Source organism: Streptococcaceae bacterium ESL0687 (assembly GCA_029392475.1).
In the GTDB taxonomy this organism is placed as follows: Bacteria; Bacillota; Bacilli; order Lactobacillales; family Streptococcaceae; genus Floricoccus.
In genome coordinates this window covers 652,900-665,752 of record CP113940.1, presented here as the reverse complement: position 1 = coordinate 665,752, position 12,853 = coordinate 652,900, and the positions used below count along the sequence as shown (strand labels likewise).

The following is a 12,853-nucleotide window of genomic DNA, read 5'->3' as shown; positions in this document are numbered from 1 at the left end:
AATTCAATTGTTTTAATTTTAGATATAATATTAAGCAATATATATGCTTATGAAGTAAATTTTTAGATTATCCAAAACTCTAATTTTTTCATAAAAAAAGAACAATCAAAGAAGAGAAAAGAGCTAACTCTTTAGTTAACTATAATATCGCTTGTACTGGAAATACTCGATAAAGTCGTCGACATTCTTCTAAAATTGTTCAGTAAGTAAGGGATGGGGCATTCGCCCCGATACTTACTATTATTTTATCATATTTTTATACTCATATAAATATAAAAATTTTTATTCACTCTTTTTCTGCCAGAGGAAGTCACCAATCAACTTATCAACCTGGCTATTTTCATGAAGTTTACTGTGCTGGGCATCTTCTCCTTTGATTTCGACCTCTTCATAGGATTTGGCATATTTATTAGCCAAATATTTGAGGGATTTTGCTGCTACTGTTGTAACACTACCATCAGAATCACTCCCGTCCTCAAGATTTCCGTAAATATTTAAAATATCAATTTGATTTTTAGGGAAGCTATCTATGTTGGCTATATAGTACTCATAGTTTTTATTGACAATCTTGGGATAGCCGTCCTCACCCAGGGAATTTGCATTTTCATGGTCATCCAAACTAATATCCCCATTAATCGGAGCAGCTAGGACAACCTCCCTATTAAGCTTAGGAAAGTCCGCATTTGTAGCCTCCCTAATCAGAAGGTACTGGATGCCTGAATTTCCCATGGAGTGCGCGACCGTATTGTAGCTTTCAAAATCATGCTCTGACTTTACCTTCTCAATGACATTTGAATACCAGATGGCAAGCATATCCATATCCGTACTTATATTATCTTCCACAATCACCTGGATAAGAGGCTTGTCTGTACCCTCGTCCCAGGAACCACTAAGCTTGACACTTCCGCTACTAGAGACAGTAGCTGTAAGCACCTTGTGGGCCCCGTAGTTTTTTTTGGCATAACTAATCATGCTTGAAGTTGAGTTTGCAGTCCCACTGTAGCCATGAAAATAAAAGGTGGGCACTGGATCATAGACATAGGACGATTTCTTATAATGAAAGTATCCTACATAAGCCAGCAAAATAAGCAGACAACTTACTAGAAGAGGAAGCAAAAACTTTTTCATACCATTACATACCTTTATACCTTTCTAGATTTTCAGTTCATCAATCAATGCTCTTTTTAGAAGATCTGAAAAGTTAATCTTCTTCTCCACTCCTAGATCATTCAAATATTTGGGGATATTTACTGTCTTTTTAACTGGCCTGGTATCATATTTTGCCTTATAAGAGCTTACATCAACATCAATTAAAGTTATTAGGTCATTATTATCACTACTGACACTAATATGACTGCTTGCTTCTTCTGGTAGCTCATAGCTTGACGCTGGTAGATCATTTTTTAAACTGTACTCGCCCAAAGTATCCCTAGCAAGCTCCATTGATTCGGCCACTGACTTGGCCTGAATATAGGTATCAATGGCTGGTATATAGGTTAGGTAGGGCTTCAGCTCACCTTTTTCCTCGCTAATAATTACCGGGCAAACAAAAAAATTATTCATTTTTTCTCCTTGTCTTTGTAGTCTTCTTTTATTTTACCATGTTTGGCTTCATCCCTATGCTTATAAGATTTGACTTCTTAGGAATCTACGGGTATTCTTGCTATAATGATTTATAAAGAAAAAGAAAGGGTGATTTTATGAATATTTTTTACTTCCTCACAAGTTCAAGTCTGTCTTTGGATGATATTTTGGCCTATATTGACTCAATCATAACAATCCTTGTAGCCATTATATCAGCGACTGCTGCGGTCTACTATACGGGCAAGCCGCAAAAGCAGGTGACAGAAAGAAGGATTTTTGAGTCCTGCTATTCAAAGATCTATACCCTGGTGGAAGACCTTTTGTTTTATGAGGATTTAACCCTTGAGGAAACCCAGGAGCTCGGGAAAAAAATTCTAGCTATTTGCGAAAAGGCCGATAACTACTACCATCCTTTCATCAAGGTCTATGCCCATAACTTGATTGATGCAACAGCTGACAACTACCAGAAGGAATGGCTCAATTTTTCCCAGCAGTTTTCAACCAGATATGATAGAAACTGTAGGCAAATAGGAATCCCCCTAAGAAATTACCGCTACAGGATTCTCAAAGGACATCTTAAGAACAAACCAGACATAATCTTTTTGATTTTCAAGAACTATGCCCTTGATCTGGTCTTTCTAATCCTTCTAATCCTACTTATTCTTTTTCAAATTTACAGGTATGTACATTTGTAATAAAAAAACCAACTCAATGAGCTGGTTTTTTTGTTTTCTACTTTTAAAGCTTAATCTGCTCGATTTGTTCCTTGCGTTCACAACTACAAGAATGTCCCGCCTGCATGTCAATAACCATGCGACCTTCAATTTTACCTGCTTTCATTTCATCAATGATTTGGTTGATGTCTTCCATGGGGCGCGTGTTGACTATTGGTTTAACAAGACCACGAGCTCCAAAATCAAAGGCTTCTTTAAGATCCTCACGAGTACCTACAAGTGAACCCACAACTTTAATACCATCAAGCACAGTCCTTGGAATTGAAAGATCCATAGTTTCAACAGGAAGTCCCACAGCAACAACTACTCCCATTGGTTTCATAGCAGCAATTGCTGAATTAAAGGCAGCCTTTTGAACAGCGGTGACAATAGCTGCTTGAGCTCCTCCTAATTTTTGAATCTCAAGGGCTGCATCAACCTCAAGAGAATTAAAGGTAAATTCAGCTCCCAACTCACGGGCAAGCCTTAATTTGTCCTCGTTAATGTCAACTGCAATAACACGTGCTCCAAAGACATTTACTGCATATTGAATGGCCAGATTCCCTAGACCTCCTGCCCCGTAAACGGCTAAAAATTGACCAGGTTTAATGTCTGATACCTTAATGGCCTTATAAGTAGTTACACCTGCACAGGTAATAGAACTTGCCTCAACTGGATCAAGATTAGCTGGCACCTTTACTGCATAGTCAGCGGTGACAATAGCTTGTTCAGCCATACCTCCATCAACTGTATAACCTGCATTCTTAACCTTACGACAGAATGTTTCATTACCACTTACACAGTACTCACAACGTCCGCAACCTTCAAAGAACCAAGCAATTGAGACCCTATCACCAATTTCAAGAGAAGTAACCTCACTTCCAATTTCACGGACAATCCCAATCCCTTCATGTCCAAGAACTCGACCAGGTTTTTCCCCGTAATCACCAGCTGCTACATGAAGGTCAGTATGACATACTCCGCAATACTCAACATCAACCAGAGCCTCATTTGACCTAATAGGACGAAGTTCTTTTTCAACAACATCAGTATAACCATCACTAGAATTTCTCACAACGACTGCTTTCATAATCAAACCCCCATAATTTTAAGTTAATTAATTTACAAACTTATTGTAATCGTTTTCTGAATGCTTTTCAAATTATAAAGGATTAAATCAAAATTTCATCAATTAAAAAACCTCCAATGGAGGTTTTTATTTACAATATTCCAAAATACTCTCAGCCACATAATCTTGGCCAGAAATAATGGTTAAGTTTTCATGGTGCTGGCATTCTTTTATCACTTCCTCTGCGGGGTTGACCAAGTAGGCCTTACTGGCATTGTTAATAAGCTTAATATCATTGGCATCATTTCCCCAAGCGGTGTATGCGGCACCCTCTGGCAGGTATCTTTTAAGGCTTGAATACTTATTAACACCTACCGCACTTATATCTATGCCTCCTTCAGCCCTGTGTCTATAAATTTCAAGCTCCCCTTCAAAATTATCCGTAAGCTCCCGGTACACTGCCTCATAAATATCATCTTTTAAATCAAGTAAAAGTATCTTAATTGCAGGTGATATCTTTTTTCTCTCCACCTTTTGGGCCAAATTCCCAGGATCAACTTGCTTTTTTATGGGATGACTATCAGGAATACTTGCTGCATAGTCAAAACTTCCATCAATTAGATAACTTACTTGATATTTACTAATAATCTCTTCTATCCTTTGAGCTGCTTCCTCATTAATAGCCGCAAGAACCTCAATGTTCCCTTTTTTATCCTTAATTATTGAGCCATTGCCACCAATAAAATGGGCACTTGAAAAGTCTTCCAAAAGCGGTAGCATGTCCCTGATTGGACGAGCTGAGGCAAAAATTACCTCCTGTCCCTTATCAATCAGCCGATTTAGGGCATCTTTTATGTCATCTCTAAAACTTACCCCATTAAAAACTAAAGTTCCATCAAGGTCAAAAACGTGAATCATATGCTTATTATCTCCAATAATCTAAATAAATTTTTCCAAAATCATAATAAAAGTTATGATAAAAATTAACAGTACTTCTCTACCTGTATTTTTCTCCTTAATAATTAAACTTGATGCAATAAGGCCATAAAGGGAGCTCATATTTAGGAAAATCCAACCCACCGCAGCTAGAGGGCTTGAGGTTACTATTGTAAAAGTAAATTGTGCTAAAACTGTAAGGATTGACCTAACGGAATATAGGACCAAGCTATTCCCATTCAAATTAAAATTCCCCTTAATTCTTCTTCTAGTAAACAAGGGAAACATGCAGATAATAAACCTAAGAACTAAAGTTGCAAGAGTAAACGATATAATCTGTTCCAAGCTATTTTTATAATTTCCCACGAGAATAGGCGAAAGGTAGGCTTGAATAACTAAAAGAGGAACAATAATGAAAATCCCTCGAACAAAGTCACCCTTATTACTTTTGCCATCCCTAAACCAAAATAAAACTAGCAAGGTTGTAATAATAGCTAGAATATAAGTTTTAAGGTTAAAGGTGCCTGTTGAAAGATAGACCGCTAGAGGAATAAACAAATCAGCCATCTTAGCTGACATAATGGATTCAAGAATTGTCATTTTCCTAAAGAGGACAGAATAACCTACAGCTACTAATTGCACTAAAAGGCTATACATTAATACTCGCCAATCAAGAAGATATGGAAGAAAGTAAAATTTTTTCGCCAAAAGAATTACAAAAAATAAGGTGAATAAATTATTGAAAAAATTTACTTCAATAACTGAATTCTTTTTAATGCCAATTTGATAACGATCTATGACACTAATAATACCCCTAGAAAAAGCTGAAAGCGTGGCTAGGAGAATAATAACTGTGCTAGTTTGAAACATATCTTTACCCAATCTATAATAATTAAAATATGGGTGATTTAAAAAGATTATTAAATCATAAACATCTATTCTAGCATACCAGTCTAGAAAAGAGTTGTAAATCATATCTGTGTAAATAGGTAATGATTTGCTGCTAATGTTCGTATGTACCAGCAAACAAAAAAACCTCCTAGGAGGTTTTTTATTTTATTCCCACTCAACAGTTGCTGGTGGTTTGCTCGTAATGTCGTAGACTATGCGGTTGACGTGGTCAACTTCATTTACGATACGAACTGAGATTTTTTGTAGGATATCCCAAGGAATTTGAGCAAAGTCTGCTGTCATTCCGTCAATTGAGGTAATGGCACGAATGGCTACTGTGTAGTCATAAGTACGACCGTCACCCATAACACCTACTGATTTAACTCCAGTATTTACTGTGAAATACTGCCAGATTTCACGGTCAAGACCTGCTTTTACAATCTCTTCACGAAGGATAGCGTCTGACTCACGAACGATTTCAAGCTTGTCTTCAGTGATAGCACCCATGACACGGATAGCAAGACCTGGTCCTGGGAAAGGTTGACGCCAAACGATTTCTTCAGGCATACCAAGTTGGATACCTAGAGCACGTACTTCATCCTTGAATAGAGTATTTAAAGGCTCGATTAGTTCAAACTGCATGTCTTCAGGAAGTCCTCCCACATTGTGGTGGCTCTTGATTGTTTGAGCAGTTTCTGTACCTGATTCGATTACGTCAGTATACAGAGTTCCTTGAGCTAGGAAGTCAACTCCCTTAAGTTTTGTTGCTTCATCATCAAAAACATAAACAAATTCATTACCAATGATTTTACGTTTTTTCTCAGGATCATCAACACCAGCAAGTTTGTCCATGAAACGGTCTTTTGCATCAACTTTGATGATATTAAGTCCGAATTTTCCACCAAGGGTATCCATAACTTGCTCAGCTTCACCCTTACGAAGAAGCCCGTGGTCAACGAAGATTGAAGTTAATTGATCTCCAATGGCGCGTTGTAAAAGAACACCTACAACTGATGAGTCAACACCACCTGAAAGACCTAGAAGAACTTTCTTGTCGCCAACTTTTTCACGGATTTTTTGTACTTCCATCTCGATGAAGTTATCCATTGACCAGTCACCGCGCGCCTTACATACGTCAAAGGCAAAGTGTTTTAGAAGGTCATTCCCGTAGATTGAGTTAGTAACCTCTGGGTGGAACTGTACTCCGTAAACATTTGTTACTGTGTTTTGGATGGCAGCAATCGGACAGTCTGAACTTGTCGCTACAGTTTCAAAGTCTTCTGGAAGTTTAGTAACTAAATCCCCATGACTCATCCAAACTTGTTGCTCACTTGGAGTGCTTGCAAAAAGAACAGCCTCATCAGCATGTTTAAGGATGGCTTTCCCGTACTCACTGTTATCTGCAGATTCAACCTTACCACCAAGGCGGTCAGTAATTAACTGCATTCCGTAACAAATACCAAGAATTGGAATACCAAGTTCAAAAATTTCTTGGTCAATTCCAAATGCTCCCTCGTCATAAACAGAGTTAGGTCCACCTGATAAAATGATACCAATTGGATCAATTTCACGGATTTCACGAGCAGTAACCTTGTGGCTTAAAAGCTCAGAAAACACACCAAATTCACGGATACGGCGGGTAATTAATTGGTTATATTGGCTACCGTAATCTAATACGATAATCTTTTGCATAGCATCAGCAATGCTCAAGTTTGTAGTCAAGTCTAGTCCTCCTAATATTTAATAACTATTCTAATCTTATCACAGAATAGAATGAATTTACAGGGCTTTGACTAAAATATTGAAAATCAATTTTCTATCATCTACTACAATCACAGTAAACCTAACTTCCTTATGCATTGTACCAATTAAAAACCATAAACATACTATATCAACATACTAATATAAGTATCAACCATTTCCACTAGTAGATACTAACTCTTTTACATTTACCACTTCAATAAATTCGAATTTACCGTCTATATAAGTGAATTTTAGGATGCAACAGTTATGAAAATCTGTAACTCGTTTTTTAATTTCAGGAAAAGAGAGCCATTTTTGCAGAAACATATAGCAGGCACCCCCGTGACTTACTACAAGAACCCGCCCGTAGCCTTCTCTTTCCATAATCTGGCTCAAGCAATCATTCATCCTCTCCTGCACCTCTTTACTAGACTCACCCCCATACTGCACAAAAAAATCGCCATAAGAAGTTTCACCTGGTTTATGAGGCGGGTTAAGCTCCTCACTTTGCCCCTCAAAACGCCCAAAATTCCATTCTTTAAGTCCCTCCATTCGCTCGTAAGGCATGAGAGTAATGCACTCCAAGGTGTCACTCGCCCTCTCATGGGTTGACGAATAGGCAAAATCAAAAAATTCCTTGATTCCTAAAATAATCCCCCACCTCAACCGCATCAGCAATCCCCTTGTCAGTTAAGGGCGAATCACTCGAACCTTGAATCCTCTTCAGTTCATTAAAAAGAGTTTGCCCGTGGCGCATCAAAAATAATTCCTTTACTTCCATATAATCTCCTTTTCTCTAATCAAATTATATAAGAAAGTTAATTTATTGTAAAATATTTCACAAATATTGGAATTAAAAATTAGGCTGCATTAAAAAATTTTCTTCTATTTTTTATTGATAGTTTTCATGTTATAATTTACAGAAGAATAATTTAGAAAGGATGTAAGAAATTTACTTACAAAATTTATATGTTTAAAAAAGACGAAACCATTCCCTTCCTAGTCGACCTACTTTCAATCGATAGCCCAAGCGGTTATACCAGAAATGCCATTGATTTTCTGGGCCAAAGTCTTAATGATTTAGGTTATGAACCTATGATAACTCCTAAAGGAAATCTTTTAGTTCACCTTGAGGGGGAAGACACTAGCCAAACACGTGGTCTAAGTGCCCACGTTGATACCTTAGGTCTTATGGTTAGATCAATCAATGACGACGGAACTCTTTCACTTACAAAACTTGGGGGGCCACTAACTCCAACTCTTGACGGAGAATATTGTAATATCATTACCCGTTCAGGTAAGGTTTATACAGGGACAGTTCTTTCAAAAACTCCATCAATTCATGTTTTCCCTGATGCTTCGACTAAAGAACGTGATATTGATAGCCTGGTTGTAAAAATTGACGAGCGAGTAAAATCAAAGAATGATGTTAAGAAGCTTGGCATCCAAAATGGTGATATTGTAGCCTATGATACTAAGGTTCAGGTTACAGAATCTGGTTTTGTTAAGTCACGTTTCCTTGACGACAAGGCTTCAGTTGCCATTCTTTTTAGCCTCTTAAAAGAACTTAAGGAAAATAATCTTAAACCAAAAACAAACTTAACCTTTATCTTTTCAACCTACGAAGAGGTTGGCCATGGGGCTTCATGGATTCCAGAAGATATCACAGAACTTCTAGCCGTTGATATGGGATGTATCGGTCTTGATTTAGCTTGTACCGAATATGATGTTTCAATCTGTGCCAAAGATTCATCAGGTCCATATGACTATGAGTTAACCAGCAGACTAATCAACCTAGCACAAGAAAATAAACTTAGCTATGCTGTTGATATCTACCCAATGTATGGAAGTGATGCTTCAGCTGCCTTAAGTGGTGGAGCAAATATCAGAGCAGCCTTAATTGGTCCTGGTGTTGCAAGTAGCCACGGTATGGAAAGAACCCATATTGATGCTCTTAAAAATACCTATGATTTAGTTATGGCCTACATTATGAACTAAAGCCAACAAAAAAGCCGCTCCCTAGGATGCGGCTTTTTTATATTTCTTTTATTTTGGTGCGATGTACATAACTCCACTAGATAGAGCTACATCATTTGGAATAATCCTGTATGATACTGTCTGTTGGTTAACAACATTACTTTCTGAAACCAGAATTCCGTCTGCTGTCACAGCTTCAACAAAGGCCACGTGACCATAAGTACCGTCAGCCCCAGCAACTCCTGGCTTAAAGCTTATAGCATAACCTGCTTGTGGTGTTGTTGATGTTTTGTAACCAAGGCGCATAGCATTGATACCCCAATCACCACCGTTACCCATGTAATCACCGATGTTTCCACCTAGCTGCTTGATACGGTTATAGGCATACCAGGTACATTGACCCACCTGATAAGAACCACTCAGATTATAGTTAAATCCGTTGTATGAAGCAAACTCCATAGCATCCTTGTATTCACTAGGAATATTTTTAACATCTTGAATAATAACACCTGGATCAGCTTTTGGTTCATCAAAACGTGTTAAATTATAGGCTGCGATAATTGAATTAAGCTTATTGCTGTATTGAGTATCAGTAGCATAACGACCAGTTAGGTAGTCAGTTGCTTGCAGATAATTTTTAGCTTCAGAGCGCCAAACTCCCTTGTAGATACTGCTATTTCCACTGATTCCATTACGAATTAGGGTCACATAATCTTCAAGTGATTGAGCTGAACTGCTATAAACCCTAAATGGTGCTTGGATTGAATATAGTTGCCCATTTCCAGCATCTTCCTGGGTAGCAAAGACAACTGAAGCAACACCAGATCCACCCTTAATTCCGAAAAGGTTATTGTAAGGGACACGAGAGAGTCCGCTAGAACCTGATCCACTTTCCAGGATGGCTTGAGCAATCATAACTGAGGCAAAAACATCATATTTTTGACCTAAATCACGAGCACTATCACCAATACTTTCAATGAAATCTTTAGTAGCTTGGACTGGTTTCACATCCATTGATGCAGCATAATTTTTAACTAGATCTTGACCATAAGAAGTTAAGGTCTTACCAACTGAGGCCTTAATTGCATAGTCAGCAGTTGGTAAATTGTCATATTTAAGGTCAGTATCCTTGTCTTTTGACTCAGTCTTTTTAGAATTTAGAGTGAAAACCTTAACTGCAGATAGCTTACTTTCTTCAGCCTTTTGCTCTTCGCTCTTAGCCTCGTCTTCAGTAGTTTTAGTAGCATCAGCTGGGAAATTATCAGCCATGATAAATTTGTTGTTCCCAAGATAGATGGCAACCTTTTGGCTGTCCTTCCAAACCAAGATATCTCCAACCTGAGCTTTAGAAACCTCAACTTGTTCACCTGATTTAGAAACTTGGTCAAAATTATCACCTAATTTACTTGCAAAAACCTTTTCATAGACATAATTTACCAAATGAAGATTGTTGAAACTTTCATCATCCTTGGCATCATCTGCATAAGGTTTGTTTAATTGTTTGAGGGCCTCAACAATAATGGCTGCCTGATCTTTATTATCTAAGCTAGATAGTAAAGGTAGTTCATATCCATTTAGGGTCGATTTAGTAATGCTATCAACTAAAAGATCCTGTGAAATATTACTATCTTTAACAGGTCCAATAATGTGAGGAGTGACCTCTGTTACAATGGTACTAGTATCAGCTGAAGGACTTGGAAGAACCTGATCCGCTCCAGTTGATGGTTTTGTAGTTGAAGTCCCTTGATTTCCACTTGTTTGACCACTGTCACTAGGTTTTTCACTTGAAGCTGGTACTTCACTTGTGGAAGATGAAGTGCCGGTTTCTCCTGCTGAAGATGAAGTACTTGTTGAAGATTCCGAAGTTGATTCACCTGTTGATGACTCTGATGTGGTTGCTTCTGAACTTGATGAGGTTGAAGATTCACTTGTCGAATCACTTGAACCTGTGCCTGGAAGTTCACTAGTGTTCTCACTTGGTGTCACAGGTACTTCAGTAGTTGTTGATTCAGTAGGTGCAACCTCTGAGACTGCTGGTGCAACTTCACTTGAAGTAACGGGCACTTCAACATTTATAGAAACTGAAGAACTTGAAGTCTGATTTTCTGTAGACGTATCCTTATCCTTTGTATTTTCCTGTTTACTTTCACTCACAGAATTAGCTGCCGCAAGAACGGGAGCCGCCTGTGAAAAAAGAAGCAGGGCTAAACTTGTGGATGATATATATTTTTTTATTCTCTTGTTATTAGTCAATGTTTAACGTCCTCCTAATGTGTACTATACTCTACTTTATTATACAAGAAAGAAAAGGCTTTTACAATCTTTTTGTTCACATATTATATATTCATAATATTTAAAATAACAAAAATAAATTATGTTTTTCACAAATGTTTAATTTTTTAAAATTACCTTGAATCTGCTCTCTAGGTCTGTTAAGATTGTTCTTGCTGGAATTTTTGGTCAAGTCGATTCTAAAACAGAAGAAAAAATAAAAATAAATAAATTAAGGAGATTTAAATTGCAGAAAAAATCCAATTTAAAAGAGATTGTAATTCTCGTAACTGTCTGCGTCTTTACCCTCATGTCAACCCTGGACTCAAGTATCGTAAATATCGCCCTACCAACTATTTGTAGGGAATTAAATATCGGTCAAGATAAGGGAAGCCTAATCGTATCAAGCTATCTACTAGTCATTTGCTGTAGCCTTCTTCCCTTTGGTAAATTAGGTGATATATACGGAAAATCTAGGGTCTTTAAAATAGGAGGAATCGTCTTTGTTATCGGCTCTCTCCTCTGTGGTATCAGTAGCAGCCTTTTCATGCTGATTGTAGCCCGTGTTATTCAGGCTATTGGATCTGGTATGACTATGAGTACTAACAGTGGTATCATCACAGAAACCTTCTCCCAAGAAACAAGGGGGCGTGCCCTTGGAAGTGTAGCAGCCTTTGTATCAATCGGAGCTATCGCAGGACCTGGACTTGGTGGTTTTATCTTAAATCATTTATCCTGGCACTACATCTTCCTAATCAATATTCCAATTGGTCTTGTTGGAATACTAAGTAGCCAACTTATTCTTAAAAATAAGAAGAAAAAATCTGCTTCTAAAATTGACTACAAAGGAGGTATCATCCTTTCAGTCCTAATCCTAAGCTTCTATGCCTTCATCACTTCTGTTCAGGACGAAGGACTAGTCAATCCACTAACGCTTGTCTTCCTTCTTGTAACCCTTGCAACCTTCTACCTCTTTATTAAACTTGAAAAAAATATTGAAAATCCTTTGGTTGATTTAAAGATATTTAAAAATAAGCTTTTTTCAGGAAGTCTATTAAGTGCTCTTTTTATCTTTATTGCAGCTTTCTTCTATACTATGATTATGCCCTTCTATCTTCAAGAAGTTAAGGGACTAAATCCAAGTCAAGCTGGAATGATTATGATGGTTATGCCCCTTGTACAGATAGTATTTTCTCCTATAGCTGGAATCCTTGCTGACAAATACGACCGCCAAAAACTTACCTTGATAGGTCTAATTCTTCTAGCTGGCGGAATCTTTACCTACAGCTTTTGGAAGATTGATACAGATATTAAGATTATTGTTCTTTCCATTGCTATTACAGCCCTTGGAAATGCCCTCTTCCAAGCACCTAACAATACCATTGTTATGAGCTCAGTTAAGGCAAATGATTTAGGGATTGCAGGTGCCCTAAATGCCCTGGCTCGAAATCTTGGGATGGTTGTTGGAGTTGCCGTTTCAACCCTTAGCATGAACCTTTTGGTTGAACATCAAGCAGGCCACCATGTTAGTGATATCGCTATAAATCCGACTTACTTTGTAAGTGCCATGCATTCTTCATTTTTAATAGCTAGTGTCTTTTGTTTGGTAGCTATTTTCTTTAATAGTATGAATCACTTTAATAAAAAACAAAAAAAGATTAGCCTTTAA

10 protein-coding genes and 1 pseudogene are annotated in these 12,853 nt (G+C 37.6%); 3 read left to right on the top strand and 8 right to left on the bottom strand.

Annotation, left to right across the window (positions count from 1 at the left end; all coding sequences use genetic code 11):
* Window positions 1-282: 282 nt before the first annotated feature.
* Both OZX60_03370 and OZX60_03365 read right to left on the bottom strand, forming a co-directional pair.
* On the bottom strand, window positions 283-1,128 hold the full coding sequence (locus OZX60_03370; protein WEV45782.1) for an alpha/beta hydrolase: 846 nt from the start codon (window positions 1,126-1,128) through the stop codon (window positions 283-285).
* 24 nt (window positions 1,129-1,152) lie between these two features.
* The gene (locus OZX60_03365; GenBank protein ID WEV45781.1) at window positions 1,153-1,563 is read right to left on the bottom strand and encodes a type II toxin-antitoxin system HicB family antitoxin; all 411 of its coding nucleotides are present in this window, start codon (window positions 1,561-1,563) and stop codon (window positions 1,153-1,155) included.
* Between the two features lie 137 nt (window positions 1,564-1,700).
* Between OZX60_03365 and OZX60_03360 the strand changes: the two genes are divergently transcribed.
* Window positions 1,701-2,279, top strand: a complete 579-nt coding sequence (locus tag OZX60_03360) for a hypothetical protein (GenBank protein ID WEV45780.1) — start codon at window positions 1,701-1,703, stop codon at window positions 2,277-2,279.
* 43 nt (window positions 2,280-2,322) lie between these two features.
* On the opposite strand, the gene adhP is transcribed toward OZX60_03360, so the two are convergent.
* The 5 genes and pseudogenes from adhP to OZX60_03335 all read right to left on the bottom strand — a co-directional run bounded on the left by adhP (window position 2,323) and on the right by OZX60_03335 (window position 7,717).
* Window positions 2,323-3,387, bottom strand: coding sequence for an alcohol dehydrogenase AdhP (gene adhP, locus OZX60_03355; protein WEV45779.1), 1,065 nt, complete (start codon window positions 3,385-3,387; stop codon window positions 2,323-2,325).
* Between the two features lie 126 nt (window positions 3,388-3,513).
* Window positions 3,514-4,284 carry an HAD-IIB family hydrolase gene (locus tag OZX60_03350; protein WEV45778.1) on the bottom strand — a complete coding sequence of 257 codons (771 nt, stop codon included), beginning with the start codon at window positions 4,282-4,284 and terminating at the stop codon, window positions 3,514-3,516.
* 21 nt (window positions 4,285-4,305) lie between these two features.
* A complete protein-coding gene (locus OZX60_03345) occupies window positions 4,306-4,902 on the bottom strand; it encodes a hypothetical protein (protein ID WEV45777.1) in 597 nt (198 codons plus the stop codon).
* Between the two features lie 456 nt (window positions 4,903-5,358).
* Window positions 5,359-6,885 (bottom strand): glutamine-hydrolyzing GMP synthase, encoded by a 1,527-nt coding sequence (gene guaA, locus OZX60_03340; GenBank protein WEV45873.1) that lies wholly within the window; start codon window positions 6,883-6,885, stop codon window positions 5,359-5,361.
* A gap of 219 nt (window positions 6,886-7,104) precedes the next feature.
* Window positions 7,105-7,717 (bottom strand): annotated as a pseudogene (locus OZX60_03335) (histidine phosphatase family protein).
* Window positions 7,718-7,905: 188 nt separating this feature from the next.
* Here OZX60_03335 and OZX60_03330 point away from each other — a divergent pair.
* Window positions 7,906-8,934 carry a M42 family metallopeptidase gene (locus OZX60_03330; GenBank protein WEV45776.1) on the top strand — a complete coding sequence of 343 codons (1,029 nt, stop codon included), beginning with the start codon at window positions 7,906-7,908 and terminating at the stop codon, window positions 8,932-8,934.
* A 48-nt stretch (window positions 8,935-8,982) separates the two neighbouring features.
* On the opposite strand, the gene OZX60_03325 is transcribed toward OZX60_03330, so the two are convergent.
* Window positions 8,983-11,166, bottom strand: coding sequence for a glucosaminidase domain-containing protein (locus tag OZX60_03325; protein WEV45775.1), 2,184 nt, complete (start codon window positions 11,164-11,166; stop codon window positions 8,983-8,985).
* Between the two features lie 265 nt (window positions 11,167-11,431).
* Here OZX60_03325 and OZX60_03320 point away from each other — a divergent pair, with 265 nt between their 5' ends.
* Window positions 11,432-12,853: an MFS transporter gene (locus tag OZX60_03320; GenBank protein WEV45774.1), complete on the top strand. Its 1,422-nt coding sequence runs from the start codon at window positions 11,432-11,434 to the stop codon at window positions 12,851-12,853.

What these genes read in the sequence shown, in the direction of transcription:
- OZX60_03370 (WEV45782.1), bottom strand. Translation starts at nt 1,128, where the DNA reads ATGAAAAAGTTTTTGCTTCCTCTTCTAGTAAGTTGTCTGCTTATTTTG.
- OZX60_03365 (WEV45781.1), bottom strand. Translation starts at nt 1,563, where the DNA reads ATGAATAATTTTTTTGTTTGCCCGGTAATTATTAGCGAGGAAAAAGGT.
- OZX60_03360 (WEV45780.1), top strand. Translation starts at nt 1,701, where the DNA reads ATGAATATTTTTTACTTCCTCACAAGTTCAAGTCTGTCTTTGGATGAT.
- adhP (WEV45779.1), bottom strand. Translation starts at nt 3,387, where the DNA reads ATGAAAGCAGTCGTTGTGAGAAATTCTAGTGATGGTTATACTGATGTT.
- OZX60_03350 (WEV45778.1), bottom strand. Translation starts at nt 4,284, where the DNA reads ATGATTCACGTTTTTGACCTTGATGGAACTTTAGTTTTTAATGGGGTA.
- OZX60_03345 (WEV45777.1), bottom strand. Translation starts at nt 4,902, where the DNA reads ATGACAATTCTTGAATCCATTATGTCAGCTAAGATGGCTGATTTGTTT.
- guaA (WEV45873.1), bottom strand. Translation starts at nt 6,885, where the DNA reads ATGCAAAAGATTATCGTATTAGATTACGGTAGCCAATATAACCAATTA.
- OZX60_03330 (WEV45776.1), top strand. Translation starts at nt 7,906, where the DNA reads ATGTTTAAAAAAGACGAAACCATTCCCTTCCTAGTCGACCTACTTTCA.